A 16,704-nucleotide genomic window follows, 5' to 3' on the forward strand; every position below is an offset into this window, starting at 1 on the left:
TGGGAGTTTAGCTCAGCTGGTTCAGAGCATCTGCCTTACAAGCAGAGGGTCACTGGTTCGAATCCAGTAACTCCCACTATAAAAGCCCCGGTATAACCGGGGCTTTTTTTATTGATGTAGGATAGCTACAGATTTATAATTGTACTCTGATTGCCGCAAATTTGCCATTAGTGATGGTCACTGTTTTATTGCCCAGCACCTCTTTCAATGTACCGGTAAAAGTTCCTTCGATAGTTCCTCCTACTTCCTCATATTTGGTGACGATGATTTTAGTGGCGCCATCGCTGGCATAAATAACATTGTTTAACTTTAAAGTGATATCGGTATCTTCTTCATAAGTGCCTTTTGTACTGCCTTCAAATTTGAGACTAAGGGTATTACTGTTGTGTGCAATTGCACAAAAGGTACTGCCATCTGAGAGGTCGAAAAAGCCATTTGCAACAGTAGGTTTTCCTTCCCCCGCCATTACCCATAACTTGTTATTAAACCCTGCACCGTTTATTATAAAGCTGGTTTCTCCTAACACTTTGTTATCGCATAATTTTACATCCGGCAGCTCTTTCCCATTATCATTATCCGGCATTTCCACCGTTATTTCGGCAAAATGTGAAAGCATGTCATATGCTTTGAGTACGACCGTTTTTCCTTTAGGGGCAAATAGTTTAAAATTAGCTGCTTCATCCGTGAAGGTGCTGCCTGTATTTACACCATCTATAAACATGGTAATGAAACCCACCATCGGTTCACCGGTACAGGTGCTCAGGCGGCCTGTTACATAAGGGGAACAGGGCAGGGAAAGGTTTTGTGTTGCATTACCTTCTTTGGGCAATGCCGGCATGGCCTGTGCAACTCCTCCGATACCACCATTGTGTCTTCTCTCCACGCTGATGTTGTAGGGAATGTCTGAAGGAACAGTAGCGGTGAAGTTGCCATTGGCATCAGTTATAGTGGTGGTCTGGCCTATTGACACCAGCATGTTGGGCATTCCCAGGCCTCCGCAGGGGCCAAAGATGCAGCCCTTTACTTTGGCAAAAGGTTTGGGGGCATCTACATTCCAGGAAGAAAAGTGTTTTACTGTGCCTACGTATTTATTGCCTTGTCTGGCAGCGATGCCTTCTTCTTTCCAGATACCTGCCGCTTCATCATAGTACCATAGTGGTATAGTAGCCGGTGCAGTGGCCTGTTGTTCCTGTGGAATGGTAATGGTAAGGGTAGCTGGTTTTCCTGCTTTCAGTTGTAGTCTTTCGCCATCCTCACTTTCCATTTCAACCTGCATCATACCGTAGGAGTACAACATTACTTCAGAAGCATCCTCACGTATGGCTCTGAGATCGCCACCGGGAACCCGCAGGGGAAAGTCTTCATCTGAAGGATCCAGATGTACTACAGACATGCGCACAGGCCCTGCGTAGTTGCTGCCATCTGGTGTTACCACTCCACTTGCAGGAATATCAACTTTAGAACCATCGCTTAATGCTGCGGCACCGCCATTCTGCGCACTGATGGTATGGGTGATCTCTTTTGTATGCAGAGTAAATTGCATCCGTGCAGTGCCCGCATCCGGCCTGAGGAGGGCACGTTGTTGTGTGAAATAGCCTGTTTTTGAGCAGGTAACCACATAGCGTTTGTCGGAGAGTTGGATGTCAGCAATTTTGAAGGTGCCGGTAGCAGTGGAGGTTACTTCCTGGTTATCTATCCTGATGGTAGCACCGGATACCGGAATACCATTAATATCTACTACCACACCTGTCAGGCCGCTTTCTGTTGCACCACCAGGTGCGGGATTTTTGGTTTTACTACAATTAGTGAAAGTGCATATGAATGCGAACATTAATGCAATAAAAGCGCTCCTGCCGGAGCGCATTTCTGGGGTTACTGATAAGTTCATGAGTTTCCGTTTATGAAAGCTGCAAAGCTCCGGACACTTATCAGAAAAAATATGTAAAAAACAGACAAAATAATTTACACCGGCTGAGGAAGGTATTGGCGCAGTGCACGGGGAGGCATGCCCGTCAGTTCCATTAATTCCCGTCTGAAGTGTGCATAATCATAATAGCCGCAGGTATAAATAATTTCCTGTACACGAATATCAGGTTGCCGTTGCGCCAGTTTACAGACATGGTGCATACGTAACATACGGGCATACAGCTTGGGCATCACGCCTACCATTTCCAGGAAATGTCTTTCCAAAGATTTGGGCGTGCAGTTCATTTCCCGGGCCAGTACGTCCATTCTGATATCTCCTTTCTTTTCCTGTAGATACATGGCAATGCGTTGGGTAGCCATCACCTGATGGCGGGAGTGGGAGAGGCGTTGCATCAGGAAGTCTTCGATCAGGGTAATAGCTTCCTGAATACCGGATGCCAGGCTGAGTTTGTCTGTCAGTTCCCGTGCCGGTGCTCCGGCTATCTCGCAAAAGTCAATGCCTTCATCTGCCAGCTCATGCATAGGATACCCAAAGAGGTCATGAAATGCACAAGGCATCAGTTTGATTAACAGGTATTCACTTCCTGCTTCAAAAAAGGAATAACGGAGGTGGGTAATCTGACCAATAACAGCGATGCGGGGAGACCATTGTGGTTTTTCCGCTTTATTAATCATACGGAATGCCTTGCCCAGGCTGAAAGCAAGCGTTTGGCGGCCTACCGGCAAAAAGGGTTGCTGTACCGTTTTGGTAAATGTATAATGGAGGTAATGCCTTACATGATGCTGTAGTAAGGGATGCGGTAAGTATTGAGACGAATGGAATATCATATACCAATCAATGCGGTAGCTTAAAAATTGCTTTAAGCTTACTGTAGCTGTTTTTTGGGGTGGTAGTATTGTTATTTGAGGTATCGCGACTAAGATAAGGAAAAAGATACATGTAATAGCAACACTAAATCCTTATTTAAAATTTTGTTAGTTAAAATTAATTCCTATTTTTGCACCCCGCTTCGATAGGAAGCAAGAGAAGAAATGTATTTAATGGGAGTTTAGCTCAGCTGGTTCAGAGCATCTGCCTTACAAGCAGAGGGTCACTGGTTCGAATCCAGTAACTCCCACAAATATCCGGATAGCACCGGAAATATTGCTTACATACTTTCTTCTGGGAGTTTAGCTCAGCTGGTTCAGAGCATCTGCCTTACAAGCAGAGGGTCACTGGTTCGAATCCAGTAACTCCCACACCCAAAGCCCCGGTCATAGACCGGGGCTTTTTTTATTAGCTTCGGGCAAAACGCAATCGGTGAAAATAAGCTATTATCTAATAGCTATTAGCTGTTAGCTTAATGCAGCGGAGGAGTGTATATTGATTGTTTAAGTAACTTACCCCTGTGTGGTAATTTTGCCCCACAGGATGTTTTTGTTGTACCCTTTTTATAGCGTTTTATGCTCTATTCATACTCTATCTATGCTTTAACCATGCTTTAACTATGCTTCAAGCATGCTTTAAGGTAGGGGTGTCTTCTCCTGAAAAAGCTTTACATGTATTTTAAGGTAGGCGTAAGGTACATTGTCTTCTTCGCTGCATTAAGCTAACAGCTAACGGCTAACAGCTAATAGCTGTTAGCTATTACCTCAGTTCCCAGTCTACGAGTTGATTGACCCATTCTGTGCGGTAAGGTGTGGTGATTTTGATGTAGTTGTCGGTATAACCTTCCATCATGTCTTCTTTGCCAAATTTCTCGAACAGTACTTTACGGGTTTGTCCTATGTGTTGTGCGGCAAAGTATTGTGCCTTTTTATGGCTGAGGTTACGGAGGGCTTTATTACGTTCATGGCGCAGGTGTACCGGTACCACTGGTTTAATGTCCAGGGCAGGGGTATTGGCACGTTCTGAGTAGGTAAAAACATGGAAGTAGGAAACATCCAGTTCATGGAGGAAATCATAGGTTTCCTGAAAGTGGGCGTCACTTTCAGCGGGGAAGCCAACGATCACATCAACGCCGATGCTGCAATGCGGCATAAATTGTTTGATGAGGGCAACTTTTTCCGTGTACAGTTCCCGGCGGTAACGGCGGCGCATCAGTCCGAGGATATGATTACTGCCACTTTGGAGGGGAATATGAAAATGCGGCATGAACTTGTTGCTGTTAGCTACAAATTCAATGATTTCGTTGCTCAGTAAATTAGGTTCAATAGACGAAATGCGGTAACGGGCTATTCCATCCACCTGGTCCAGTGCCTGGATCAGTTCATAAAAGGTTTCTTCTCTTTTTTTTCCGCCTTCCAGGCCTTTGCCAAAATCCCCGAGGTTAATCCCGGTTAGTACAATTTCCTTTACCCCATCTGCCGCCAGCTGGTGGGCTTGTTGCACCACATTGGCTACGCTGTTGCTGCGGCTTTTACCCCGTGCCATAGGAATGGTACAAAAAGTGCAGCCATAATCGCAGCCGTCCTGCACTTTCAGAAAGGTACGGGTACGGTCGTTGAGGGAGTGGGAAGCGTGGAAGGAGCTTACCTCTTCAATATCGCAGGAGCATATCCTGGCACTGTCACCTTTGGTCAGTGTTTTGAGATGTTCAACGATATTGAATTTTTCAGCAGCACCCAGCACCAGGTCTACCCCTTCGATGTTGGCTATTTCCTGGGGTTTTAACTGGGCATAGCAGCCTGTGATGACCACCATGCTTTCCGGAGCGCGGCGTTGGATACGTCTTACCAGATGCCGGCATTCCTTATCCGCATTATCTGTTACAGAGCAGGTGTTGATCACATATACATCAGCCGTTTCTTCAAAATCGGTCTTTACAAAACCATCTTGTTCCAGTAACCTGCTCAAAGTAGAGGTTTCTGAAAAATTCAGCTTACAGCCGAGTGTATGAAATGCAACTTTTTTAGCCTGTATCATAATAAGGAGTGCAAAGGTAGCAACTTTTTATGTCATAGTTTGGTAAGGAATCACTAATTTACACCCCCGTTCCATGAGCTGTTATCTTGCAAAGAGCAGCGTTAATGCTGAGAAAAAACATGAAAACTGTCCAAAAATACCTGCCTATACTATTATTGGCCCTCTTATTACTGGTGGGCTGGAAACGCGAATGGTGGCGGGATGGTGATATGGCCGCTGTTCGTACGGAACGTGCCCCGGAACATAACAGCGGTACAGCCACAGCAGCAACAGATAATGCTGTTATAGACAGACACGCCAAACTCATATATACTAAACATGCTATTTGTCGTATGGAGTGCCGGCAAGTTACCAGGGATGAAGTAGTCCAGATTCTGGCAGAAGGCCATATTAATATGGAAAAATCCAATCCCGACAGCAAGCCTTGCCCCACCTATGCATTGGAAGGATATTCCCGCGACGGACAACACCTCCGGATCGTATTTGCACCCTGCGGAGAAGAAACCAAAGTAGTTACCTGTATAGACCTGGAAAAAGAATGGGCATGCAGTTGTAATTAAGCTATTAGCTGTTAGCCTTTAGCTATTAGCTTTGTATCGCCATCTTTGCAACAAAATATCGATCCCACGATAAAGCAATATAACATAATTGCTAAAAGCTAACAGCCAAAGGCTAACAGCTCGATTATTAGGTATTTACCGCCACTTGCATTAATTTTCCGGCTTGCTGTGCTTAATCAGCGCGTGTGATTATGAATATTATACTAACCATACTGAGGGGAATTTATGTGACGTATGCAGCTACGGTCTTCCTGGCTATTATGTTTGTGATATTGCCGTTTATTTTCATCATCTCTTTTCAGGGCAGGCTGAAGGGAGGGAATATCATGGCGTATTTTATGCGTTGCTGGGCGCATATCTGGTTTGCTTTTTCGGGCATCTGGTGTAAACGTATTTATCAGGCAGCACGTAAACGGGAAACCTGTATATATGTAGTCAACCACCGTTCTTACCTGGACGCTGCCCTGGCGGCAAAAGTAATGGGCCTGCCTTTCCGTTCATTGGGGAAAGTGGAAATGGGAAAGATACCTTTCTTCGGATTTATTTATAAAAAAACGGTGGTAACGGTAGATCGTTCCAGTGCAATGGCCCGGGCCAGGAGTGTCCGGGAAATGATGAATACCTTAAAAGCCAATATCTCCATTCTTATTTTCCCGGAGGGTACCTTAAATGAAAGTGGCCAGCCGTTGCGGGAGTTTCATGATGGGGCTTTCCGTATGGCTATAGAAACGCAAACACCTATAAAGCCGGTACTGTTTTTAGATGCGCATGCCCGTTTACCCCGTAAAGGACTGCTGTATTTAAACCCCGGGCGTTGCAGGGTGGTGTTTTTACCCACCGTGTCTGTAAACGGACTTTCCCTGGCGGATGTACAGGAGCTGAAGCAACGGGTATTCAATGCCATGGATACGGTGCTGCGTAAATACCATCAATATCCCAACCCGTCATTACAATTAGCAGGATGAAGTTTGCAGAAGTAATATTGCCATTGGCACTACCTAAAAACTATACCTACGCTGTTCCCGCTCATATGGAAGGCGCATTACAGGTAGGGTGCAGGGTAGCTGTGCAGCTGGGCCGGCAAAAGAAATATGCGGGTATCGTAAAGGCAATACATGAACAGGCCCCGCTGGAATATAAGACTAAACCACTGCTGGATATGCTGGACAAGGATCCGGTGGTATATCCTACACAGCTGGCTTTCTGGAGCTGGATTGCTGCTTATTATATGTGCAGTGAGGGAGAAGTGCTGAATGCAGCATTGCCTGCACACCTGAAACTGGCCAGCGAAACTTTATTGCTGATCAATGATGCTTATGGGGATGATTTTACATTGCTGGATGATGATGAATACCTGGTAGCAGAAGCATTGCATGTACGGAAAGAATTGCGGGTGGAAGAAGTGCAGATGATCCTGGATAAGGCGGAAGTATATTCTGTTATAAAAAAGCTGATAGAGAAAAAGGTTTGTCTGGTATATGAAGAGTTAAAAGAAGTTTATAAAGAGAAGAAAGAGAACTATGTAAGATTGCAGGAAGCTTACCAGGAAGAGGAACAGTTAGCTGCCTTGTTCAATGATATGGGACGTGCCCCCAAGCAAATGGAATTGTTGCTGGCTTATCTGCATTTACTGAAAACGCAGGGAGAGGTATTACAGAATGAATTACTTAAAAAGTCGGGTGCTACTACTGCCCAGTTGAAAGGACTGGTAGATAAAAATGTGTTGTGGATAGAGAAGAAGGTAGTAGACCGTGTGCCGATGGGCAAAACAATAGCATCCCTGGATTTTGAGATGAGTCCGGCGCAGGCTGCTGCATTGGAAGAGGTGCGCACACACTTCTTGGAAAAACAGGTCACTTTGCTGCATGGCGTTACCTCCAGCGGAAAAACACAATTATACGTAAAGCTGATAGAAGAGTACCTGCAAACGGGTAAGCAGGTGTTGTACCTGTTGCCGGAGATCGCGCTCACTGCACAGATCATCCGCCGCCTGCAAAAACATTTCAGTGGAAAGATCGGTATCTATCATTCCCGGTTCAATAATAATGAGCGGGTAGAAATATGGAACAAGGTAAAAAGCGGGGAAATACAGATTGTATTGGGTGCCCGCTCCAGCCTGCTGCTGCCTTTTAAAGACCTGGCGCTGGTAATACTGGATGAGGAACATGATGCATCCTATAAACAGCAGGATCCTGCTCCGCGTTATCATGCAAGGGATGCTGCGATTTATTATGCTGCCTTATTCAAGGCCAAGGTTTTGTTAGGTTCTGCTACTCCTGCACTGGAATCCTATTACAATGCGCAGCAGGGTAAATATGGCCTGGTAAACCTGACCGAGCGCTTCGGTGGTATTGAAATGCCTGCGATTGAAATCATAGATGTGAAAAAGGAAATGGCGGAAAAAACCATGGACGGCAATTTCACTACCGCATTAAAAACAGCTATCACAGAAAGCATTGCAGCACAAAAACAGGTGATCCTCTTCCAGAACAGGCGCGGATATGCACCTTTCCTGTTGTGTACTACCTGCGGATGGATCCCACATTGCAAGCAGTGCGATGTATCACTTACCTATCACCGTCATCTGGATAAGCTGCATTGCCATTATTGTGGTACACGCTACCCTTACGTATATACGTGTGCAGCTTGTGGCAGCCAGACATTGATCCCCAAGAGTTTTGGTACGGAGAAAATAGAAGAAGATCTTCAGCGTGTTTTTCCGGAGGCCCGTATTGCCCGTATGGACGTAGATGCCGTTCGTAATAAGGATAGCCATAATAAAATGATACAGCTACTGGAAGAGCGGAGCATAGATATCCTGGTAGGTACACAAATGGTGGTGAAAGGGCTGGACTTTGACAATGTAAACCTGGTAGGTATCCTGAGCGCCGACAGTTTATTGAGCTATCCCGATTTCCGGGTCAATGAGCGGGCATTCCAGATGATGGAACAGGTAAGCGGCCGTGCCGGACGCAAGCATGATAAAGGGAAAGTGCTGATACAGGCCAGCAACACCAGGCATCCCGTATTACAGTATGTTACCGCGCATGATTATGTAGCCATGTATCAGGCAGAGATAGCGGAAAGACAGGAGTTTGGGTATCCGCCATTTTTCCGGTTGGTGAAAATTACATTACGGCATAAAAATCAGTTGGTAGCAGAGCAGGCTGCACAAATCCTTTCCAGCTGGCTGCAGCCCCATATAGGACAACAACTGGTAGGGCCTGCTGCCCCATTAGTGGGTAAAGTGCGTAATAATTACCTGCAGGAAATGCTGATTAAATTACCGCGCGACAGCAAAACCATTGCACATACCAAACAATTGCTGAAAGAATATTTTATTAAGCTGCTTGCAGAAAAGAAATTCCGTTCCGTGAGCATTGTACCAGATGTAGATTGCATTTAATACTCTGGTATCCCCATCACTTAATTCATTTTTTCCAGTATTACTTCCTGCCTCATAAGGGCGGCTACTTTATTGAAGAGTTGCTGGAAATATGGTTTGGCGGCATGAGGATAAACGTTTTTCCGATACCATTCCAATACGTATATAGTTAACTGTTTGCCAGCCTCCTGGCAATGTACCTTAAAGCCCATATCCCCTTCTCCCTGCTGTGGATAGTGAACATCTACCTGGAAGTCTTCCTTGTTGGCTACCCGGTAACCATCCGGGATAGTGAGCTGTATTTTCTTTTCCTGATAGTAGGGGAACAGCATTTCTATCGGTATGGTATCCGGAGGAACGGTGAGCCCGGTACGTGATTGATTGGTGAGCAGGGCACCTAGTTTTATCTTTATCAGGTTATCCTGTTTTTCCAGTAAGGCTACCTTAGCAGTAGTATTAAAGGTAACCGGTTTATCCAGTGTTTGAGCCGTCCAGCTTTCATCCTTTACGGTACTTTTAAAATCCTGGTGCGGTATATACTGGAAGGGAAAGACAGCGTTCATTATAGCTGGTCTTTGTTCCTCCGGTATGGCATTAAAAGCGTCCCGGATATTGATTCCCGGATATCCACCAAATGATTGCAGCAACTTTACCTGCACGGTATTTTGTACCAGGTCTGGCTGAAGAGAGGCCTGTATACTGATACTTTGATGAGTATAGTTAGGGAAAGGCGTACGTACAAAATCTGTTTTTACAGAATGTTTATCTCCTTCCAGTACATCACTGCAGCGCAAAGCCCAGGTATCACTCCACAGAGGAGGATAATAAGGAAAACGGGTATCCGGATCGGCAGGTGCTAGTGCCTGACCCAGGTCCGGGAAATAGAGTAGTTTGTTTTTGGCAATGCTGGTATTGACAAAGTTACTATCCAGTGGTATTTCTTCCCGGCTGGAAGTAATCAGCAGTTGTGTGCGGATGTTGAGCAGATAATATACGGATGCCATCAGCCGTGTCATGCCATTGATATTCGTATTCTTTGATTTTAATACATATTCCAGGTTAATCACCCCTTCATTATCAGGCGCATCATCGAGTATATTGAAGTTGGTTTTGAGATGATGTTCTACCTGGTAAATGATATCAGCCAGTGACATCTTTTTTTGCAGGAAGGGCCACTTTTTCATTTCTTTTTCGAGCAGTTTGAATTCATGTTTGCCCATATTCATCATACTTACAAATTCATCTGTACCAAATTGCTGCCAGGTTGTTTTTACGGTATCCCTGCCTTTGCGCTGGAGGTCGGCATGAAATGCAAATTCTACCCTTTGCAGATGAGGTAAATAATGATAGAGGCGGGAGGGGAGTAACGCCGGTAACAAAGCGGTATTGGTAGCATAGGTGCGGATATTTCCTGTTACGCTATCTGTGAGCGGAGGTATCTGGTCACTGGTTTTAGTAAGAAACAATTTATCCGGTGAGGTGACCAGCCGGAAGCCTGTTTCCAGGGTAGGAGCAGCAGCCTGAAAGTATTCTACCCCATTGATAGCACCGAAAACAATACTGGTTAGTTCATAACCTACTTCGCAGCCGGGCTGTAAGGCAGGCAGATCAATGACGAGCGCATTTCTGCCATCCTTTAACCGGGCCCGCTCTGTTGTTAAATCAGCTACCTGTCCATCAGGGAAAAGAACTCTTCCCCGGAAAGTGTTGGCAGCCTCGTTGGTTTCTAAAACCAATATGATTTGCTTTAAGCTGTCGGCGCCAGCCTGTGTATTGACCCGTGTATTTTTATATACAGTTCTGGTGTGTGTATATCCTCTGGCAGCATCTGCAATGTTGATATTAAAGTCCCGTGCTATTTTAAGCGAGAGCACTACATAGGGTTCCGCAAGCAGCGCTGCATCCTGCAGTGGATGGGCCACAGGCGTTTCCTGCCAGGTGTCCGGAAAGTACCGGTTAATCTGTGCAAAGGCGATACCGGGTAAAACCAGTAGCAGCAGGAGGAGGTAGCAGGATGATTTCATGTATCCAATAAAGTTAGTCATGTTTATAAGCAGGGTGATACCAGTGATGCATTGCAAGCCTGGTCAGCTGTTTTATCCGATAGGCATTCTTCCCAGGAGTTGTATCGCATCAGATTCATAAATATGGGCACCTGGGTCTCCTTTTTTAGCGGCCAGGAGCATGGCATTGGCAATGGTGACTGCTTTGATACCCCGGTATTTTTTCCAGGTACCTTGTAGCAGGAAATAGAACACCTGTATCAGCCACTTGCCGATGGTTTCGGCCAGGCGGGCTTCCTGGCGCTGCCCAAGGATAATGGAAGGCCGGAAAATATGGATGCTCTGATAACCCAATTGTAATATCGCCTGTTCAGTTTCTCCTTTGGTGCGTAAATAAAAATTCCGGGACGTAGGTTTGGCACCGATAGAAGAGATCATGAGAAATTGGGAAACGCCTTGCTCCAGGGCCACCCTGGCGCAGCGCACAGGAATATCATGATCTACTTCCCGGAAGTTTTGCTGACTACCCGCCTTTTTTATAGTGGTACCAATACAGCAGAACAGTATATCCCCCTGCAAGGCCGTACGAAGACTGGTAGTATCATCAAAGTTGACGATGATGCTTTCCAGGCCGGGATGTTCATGGGCCCAGGGCCTGCGGACAAGCACCTTTACTTTGCTGAAAGCAGGGTCCTGGAGTAATGCAGAAACCAGGTAGGTACCTGTAAGCCCGGTAGCACCTATAACAATTGCTGTTTTTGACATAATATGTTCAATTAAGCGTTACGGGTCGTTGGTCCGTTACAGCTGACCCGTATGCAAACCTAACAAAATATGACGGGATGGGGGCATTTTTGAAGCGGGATAACCTCACCTGGCGGGATAATTTATTTCATAATCCCCATTCATTTATCTTTGTCTGAATCATCATGTTAATTGAACACCGGTTATGGAGATTTCAGAAAATGTTTCATTACGCCCCTATAATACATTTGGCATTGCTGCGAACGCCCGTTACTTTACCGCTTTTACATCCCGGGAAGAGTTGTCAGCGGCTATGGAGGATAACCGCGTAAAGTATGCCCCTCATATGATACTGGGTGGCGGCAGTAATCTGTTATTCACACAGGATTTTCCGGGGATGGTGCTGAAGAATGATATCAAAGGCATTACGCTGCTCCGGGAGGATAATGATTATATTTACGTACGGGCAGGAGCGGGAGAGCAATGGCATGGATTTGTACAATACTGTATTGCACATAACTGGGCCGGCCTTGAAAATCTGTCGCTGATACCTGGTAATGTAGGGGCGAGCCCTATGCAGAATATCGGTGCTTATGGCGTGGAGATAAAAGATAGTTTCTTTGAGCTGGAAGCATGGCATATCAAAGACCAGGCATTGCAGACCTTCAGTAACGCGGAATGTGATTTTGGTTACCGGGAAAGTATTTTCAAAAAGGCATACCGGCATCAGTTCGTGATCTTATCTGTTACGTACCGGCTTAGCAAACAACCACATTTTAATACCAGTTACGGCGCTATTGAAGAAGAACTGAAACGTATGGGGGTAACGGAGCTGTCTATACAGGCTATTAGCCAGGCTGTGATCAATATCCGGTCATCTAAACTGCCTAACCCGGCAGAAATAGGCAATGCGGGCAGTTTTTTCAAGAACCCTACTGTAGATGAAGCTAAATACCTGGCGTTGAAAGCCGCTTTCCCCGGTATCGTGGCTTTTCCGCTGGACAACGGGCATTATAAACTAGCCGCAGGATGGCTGATAGAACAATGTGGGCTGAAAGGCTACCGCAATGGAGATGCTGGGGTACATGCCCGGCAGGCATTGGTACTGGTAAACTATGGCCATGCTAAAGGCGCAGAGATTTATGCCTTGTCGCAACAGGTGTTGGATGCTGTAGTAGCTAAATTTGGCGTATTGCTGGAGCGGGAAGTCAATATAATTTAGCTGTTAGCTATTAGTCTTTAGCTTTTAGCCATTGTGTTTTGTTATTTAGTTTTTAGCAGTAGCTCTTAGCCCTTGTATTTTGTTATTAGCGATTTGCATTGGTTTTATTCTAACAAAACATATTCAGCCAACAGCTAAAGGCTAATAGCTAACTGCTCATTTAGCTGTTCCTCAATTCTTCTCTCCGTTTGATGTGCCGGATAATTTTGTCTGCATGTTCCCGGGAGTTTTCAATAAACCAGACATGCGTATCCATTCCGCCGCATATCACCCCTGCCAGGTAAATGCCCGTCAGGTTCGTTTCCATGGTATTGGAGTTATAGCTGGGATATTTTTTACTGTCTTTCGATAACCGGATACCGATATTTTCCAGGAACCTGAAATTGGGTTGGTAACCTGTCATGGCAATAACAAAATCATTGGGAATGGTCAGTGGTCCTTCTGGTGTTATAATATCTACTTCTGTGGGCCGTATAGCCTGTACGGTGCTGTTAAAGTAAGCATGAATGGAGCCTTCCTTGATACGGTTTTCAATATCCGGTTTTACCCAGTATTTCACCCTTGAACCGATTTCGGCCTCTCTTACTACCATGGTAACCTTAGCACCTTTGCGATATGTTTCCAGGGCCGCATCCACAGCAGAATTGTGTGCACCCACCACCAGTACATGCTGGGTAGCATAGAAGTGGGGATCCTTATAGTAGTGTGTTACTTTGGGGAGATTTTCTCCCGGTACACGTATTAGATTGGGAATGTCATAGAAGCCGGTGGCAATAATGATATTTTCGGCAGCATAAACGCCCTTGGTGGATTTTATATCGTATGCGGTTTCTTCTTCGTTGGGCAATACATACTCTACTTCTTCAAACAGCTGGATATTCAGCTGATGGGAGGTAGCTACCCGTCTGTAATATTCCAGTGCTTCGGGCCGGGTAGGTTTGGCACTGATAGATACAAAAGGCACCCCGCCAATTTCCAGTTTTTCAGAAGTAGAAAAGAACGTCATGTTCAGCGGATAGTTGTAGAGTGAGTTGACAAGGCAGCCTTTTTCAATGATCACATAATTTAATCCTGCCCGCTGGGCAGCCAGCCCACATGCCAGTCCTATCGGTCCTCCTCCTATAATGAGTACATCATATGTATTAGCCATAGCGTTAAAATTACGAATAATGTTGCTTAAAGGCGTAAGCAAAAAGGATGAAAGGAAGGAGGAACTAAGCGGGCATATTTTCCAGGTTATCTTCTATGCGGGTAATCTGATGTAAATGCCGTTCAGTATGATAAATCAGATAATAGATCCATTCAATTTTGGTCAAAAAACCGAACAGGTTATGTTCAAAAGCTTTGCATTCCTGATCAGGATGATGCTCCAGTGCTCCTTTTATCAATTCCCGGGTGGCCCTGAAGTCGGTGCTATAGCTGGCGATATCTTTATAGACGGTTTTAGAAGCAATAGGTTTGGTTACAAACAGCCGCTTGCTGAAATCCATAAACAGTTCCGCAATCTGTTTTACTTTACTATCGGGAGAACGGTCTTGCACGGGAGCGGTGTTACCTTGTAGTGTTTCACACACAGATTGTTCTATCATCAGTACATGTTCGGCGCTCTCCATAATGGTCCATTGTGTATGCTGATTGCGGACCATGAGCTTATCGGCAGGGATCGTATCCAGGATGTCCAGGAATAAGGCGGTATTGTTATCCAGTTGTGTGCTCAGATTGGCAATATTGGGTAGCATGATAGTAGTTTTAGGTAAATGATCATACCTTGACTATGTATGCAGCGCAATTTTCATGCCCGGGAAAGTTGGGGAAATATGGCCTGCTATATTTTCCTTGCGTGGACTATCCTGAAAAATTCATACCCTTTCATATGTGCAGCTGCAGGGCCCATCCACCTGCGGCGATAATCAGCAGACCCTTCTTGATACAGCAGCTGCATGTTTTCCTGTGCCAGAAAGCCAATAAGATCTGTGGTATTGATGCCAAAGGTCCAGTCCTCATTTGCCTTTTTTAACAATTTAAATACCCTGGTTAAGCCTTTAAACAGGTGAGGCGTGTCTATGGCGCATTGTTCTACATAGGTGAAGATGAGCTGTGTACCGGCAGGGAACTGGCTGATATATTTAAACATGGCTGCTACCGCACGACCTTTAAGATAACTGGTGACCGCTTCTATCAGGAATAATGTTTTATAGTGTGGATTTTGTAGTAATGGGGTCATAATATCTGCCATGTTTTGCAGTTCAAAATCGATGGGCATGTAATCAACCGGCAACAGCGGCAATGCTTTTTGTGCATTCAGTTGCGCCAGTTTCACCTCCTGTGTATTGGGGTGATCTACTTCCACAAAATGTGCCTCCAGGCCCATGCGGTGGGCCCGGCAATCAAATCCTGCTCCGAGGATAATGATCTGATTAATACCATTTTCTTTTACTTCACGGATAATCATTTCATCAATCTGCCGGGTTCTGGCTACCACAGAAGTACGTGCACCCGGCCATCTCAGGTCGATATACCTGCAAAGCAGGTAACGGAAGCCTGGTATTGCACAACGCTTAACACCCCAGTGATGGTAAGGAGAAATAAATAAACGGGCATATGGATCATAGAACAGCCGTTTTCCGGGGTGGCGTGTACTTTCTATTGCCCGGAACATGGCGATGTATTTTGCAGTTTTGCTGGCATCCACCAGGCTCATATACGATGATTAAGGAGGTTAATACAAATCAGGTTAGTTTGTTACCATCCGGGGCCAAAGGACCATATCTTTTTAATGCGGGGCTGACAGTAATCTTTTTTAACAGATACAGCCTGATATAGGGCTATAATGATAATAACCGAATATAATGAATATTAATGATTTTCAGATCGATTGACAAAGAATCATGTATAAATTATAATAGCAGTTAAAGCGGCTACACTGATCAATATCCAAAGTAGTATACCCTGGAGCATGGGTTGCCAGCCAATACCCTGCAATGCCTGTCTGGTCATAGTGGCACCAATAAAAAACAGGGTGAGGGAGAGGCCTGTTTTGGCAGCTTGTACCAGGTAAGAACTTATATGCTGTACAGCAGGCATATAAGTGTTTAAGAGCATGGCCAGCAGGAAAATACCGATGAACCAGGGGAGCTTGATTTGCTTACTGCTATTCCTGAAAAGGAGGGCTGTAATAATTGCTACAGGAATGATCCATAGTGCGCGGGACAGCTTTACGGCAGTAGCTACTTCCAGTGCCGTTGCCCCGTATTTGTTGGCTGCCCCTATTACAGAGCTGGTGTCGTGAATAGCAATGGCACTCCATAGTCCAAACTGTGTTTGGGAAAGCTGCAGCCATTGCCCTACAAAAGGGAAGATAAACAATGCCGCCGCATTCAGGATAAATATGGTACCCAGTGCAACTGAAATTTGTTGGTCATTTGCCTTGATAACGGGAGCGATGGCCGCAATGGCGCTTCCCCCGCAAATGGCAGTGCCGGATGCTACGAGGTAAGCTGTCTTCCTTTCTATGCGCAGAAATTTTCCCAGGAGGATGCCAAAAAAGAGGGTACCTATGATAGAAGCCACTGTAAACAAAAATCCCTGTTTACCGGTTTGAAGGGCGCTGTGCAGGTTCATACCAAATCCCAGCCCGACTACAGATAGTTGTAATAACCAGTGGGTGGCCTTATGGGTAAAAGCAGCAAAAGGGTTGCCTATTGTTTGTGCCAGGGCTAATCCCATGAGCAATGCTGCCGGAGGTGGTATTACCGGAAGGAGACTGATCCCGGCGGCAGCAATAAAAAGCATACGATTGCTTTTCCTCCCTGCACGTAGTGTTTTAAATGGAGTATGAATGGTTGGTTTTGCCTGTTGCATATCATCACTATTGTTTCGTAGGGCAAAGGTCCATACATACCTGTGGCAAGTCAAATGGTATAAAGTGATGTTTGATAACTTAAAGTTATGATGTTTAT

13 protein-coding genes and 3 tRNA genes are annotated in these 16,704 nt (G+C 45.4%); 7 read left to right on the plus strand and 9 right to left on the minus strand.

Annotation, left to right across the window (positions count from 1 at the left end):
- Nucleotide 1 precedes the first annotated feature (1 nt).
- A tRNA-Val gene (locus ABR189_RS00005) sits at nucleotides 2-76 on the plus strand.
- 57 nt (nucleotides 77-133) lie between these two features.
- Here the strand turns inward: ABR189_RS00005 and ABR189_RS00010 are convergent.
- Nucleotides 134-1,888, minus strand: coding sequence for a carboxypeptidase regulatory-like domain-containing protein (locus ABR189_RS00010; protein ID WP_354658374.1), 1,755 nt, complete (start codon nucleotides 1,886-1,888; stop codon nucleotides 134-136).
- Between the two features lie 74 nt (nucleotides 1,889-1,962).
- The gene (locus ABR189_RS00015) at nucleotides 1,963-2,754 is read right to left on the minus strand and encodes an AraC family transcriptional regulator (protein ID WP_354658375.1); all 792 of its coding nucleotides are present in this window, start codon (nucleotides 2,752-2,754) and stop codon (nucleotides 1,963-1,965) included.
- A 215-nt stretch (nucleotides 2,755-2,969) separates the two neighbouring features.
- On the opposite strand from ABR189_RS00015, the gene ABR189_RS00020 reads away from it, so the two are divergent.
- Nucleotides 2,970-3,044: transfer RNA gene (locus ABR189_RS00020), tRNA-Val, on the plus strand.
- Nucleotides 3,045-3,090: 46 nt separating this feature from the next.
- Nucleotides 3,091-3,165: transfer RNA gene (locus tag ABR189_RS00025), tRNA-Val, on the plus strand.
- 388 nt (nucleotides 3,166-3,553) lie between these two features.
- Here the strand turns inward: ABR189_RS00025 and mtaB are convergent.
- Nucleotides 3,554-4,831, minus strand: coding sequence for a tRNA (N(6)-L-threonylcarbamoyladenosine(37)-C(2))-methylthiotransferase MtaB (mtaB, locus tag ABR189_RS00030; RefSeq protein ID WP_354658376.1), 1,278 nt, complete (start codon nucleotides 4,829-4,831; stop codon nucleotides 3,554-3,556).
- 119 nt (nucleotides 4,832-4,950) lie between these two features.
- Here mtaB and ABR189_RS00035 point away from each other — a divergent pair, with 119 nt between their 5' ends.
- From ABR189_RS00035 to priA, 3 genes are all read left to right on the plus strand, one after another.
- On the plus strand, nucleotides 4,951-5,391 hold the full coding sequence (locus ABR189_RS00035; protein WP_354658377.1) for a DUF4258 domain-containing protein: 441 nt from the start codon (nucleotides 4,951-4,953) through the stop codon (nucleotides 5,389-5,391).
- Between the two features lie 191 nt (nucleotides 5,392-5,582).
- Nucleotides 5,583-6,356 carry a lysophospholipid acyltransferase family protein gene (locus ABR189_RS00040; RefSeq protein WP_354658378.1) on the plus strand — a complete coding sequence of 258 codons (774 nt, stop codon included), beginning with the start codon at nucleotides 5,583-5,585 and terminating at the stop codon, nucleotides 6,354-6,356.
- On the plus strand, nucleotides 6,353-8,797 hold the full coding sequence (priA, locus tag ABR189_RS00045) for a replication restart helicase PriA (RefSeq protein WP_354658379.1): 2,445 nt from the start codon (nucleotides 6,353-6,355) through the stop codon (nucleotides 8,795-8,797). The genes ABR189_RS00040 and priA overlap by 4 nt, the downstream gene beginning before the upstream one ends.
- 20 nt (nucleotides 8,798-8,817) lie before the next feature.
- Here the strand turns inward: priA and ABR189_RS00050 are convergent, their stop codons facing one another.
- Entirely contained in the window at nucleotides 8,818-10,800 is a 1,983-nt protein-coding gene (locus ABR189_RS00050; protein ID WP_354658380.1) for a hypothetical protein, read from the minus strand.
- 72 nt (nucleotides 10,801-10,872) lie between these two features.
- Nucleotides 10,873-11,544: an oxidoreductase gene (locus ABR189_RS00055; RefSeq protein ID WP_354658381.1), complete on the minus strand. Its 672-nt coding sequence runs from the start codon at nucleotides 11,542-11,544 to the stop codon at nucleotides 10,873-10,875.
- 184 nt (nucleotides 11,545-11,728) lie between these two features.
- On the opposite strand from ABR189_RS00055, the gene murB reads away from it, so the two are divergent.
- The gene (murB, locus tag ABR189_RS00060; protein WP_354658382.1) at nucleotides 11,729-12,745 is read left to right on the plus strand and encodes a UDP-N-acetylmuramate dehydrogenase; all 1,017 of its coding nucleotides are present in this window, start codon (nucleotides 11,729-11,731) and stop codon (nucleotides 12,743-12,745) included.
- A 160-nt stretch (nucleotides 12,746-12,905) separates the two neighbouring features.
- Here the strand turns inward: murB and ABR189_RS00065 are convergent, their stop codons facing one another.
- The 4 genes from ABR189_RS00065 to ABR189_RS00080 all read right to left on the minus strand — a co-directional run bounded on the left by ABR189_RS00065 (nucleotide 12,906) and on the right by ABR189_RS00080 (nucleotide 16,606).
- Nucleotides 12,906-13,895 carry a YpdA family putative bacillithiol disulfide reductase gene (locus ABR189_RS00065; RefSeq protein ID WP_354658383.1) on the minus strand — a complete coding sequence of 330 codons (990 nt, stop codon included), beginning with the start codon at nucleotides 13,893-13,895 and terminating at the stop codon, nucleotides 12,906-12,908.
- 64 nt (nucleotides 13,896-13,959) lie between these two features.
- Nucleotides 13,960-14,484, minus strand: a complete 525-nt coding sequence (locus ABR189_RS00070) for a DinB family protein (protein ID WP_354658384.1) — start codon at nucleotides 14,482-14,484, stop codon at nucleotides 13,960-13,962.
- Nucleotides 14,485-14,570: 86 nt separating this feature from the next.
- Nucleotides 14,571-15,446 carry a class I SAM-dependent methyltransferase gene (locus tag ABR189_RS00075; protein ID WP_354658385.1) on the minus strand — a complete coding sequence of 292 codons (876 nt, stop codon included), beginning with the start codon at nucleotides 15,444-15,446 and terminating at the stop codon, nucleotides 14,571-14,573.
- Between the two features lie 185 nt (nucleotides 15,447-15,631).
- Complete coding sequence (locus ABR189_RS00080) at nucleotides 15,632-16,606, minus strand: YeiH family protein (RefSeq protein ID WP_354658386.1); 975 nt, start codon at nucleotides 16,604-16,606, stop codon at nucleotides 15,632-15,634.
- Between the last annotated feature and the right edge of the window lie 98 nt (nucleotides 16,607-16,704).

Origin of the sequence: Chitinophaga sp. H8 (assembly GCF_040567655.1) — a bacterium.
GTDB classification, from domain to species: domain Bacteria; phylum Bacteroidota; class Bacteroidia; order Chitinophagales; family Chitinophagaceae; genus Chitinophaga; species Chitinophaga defluvii.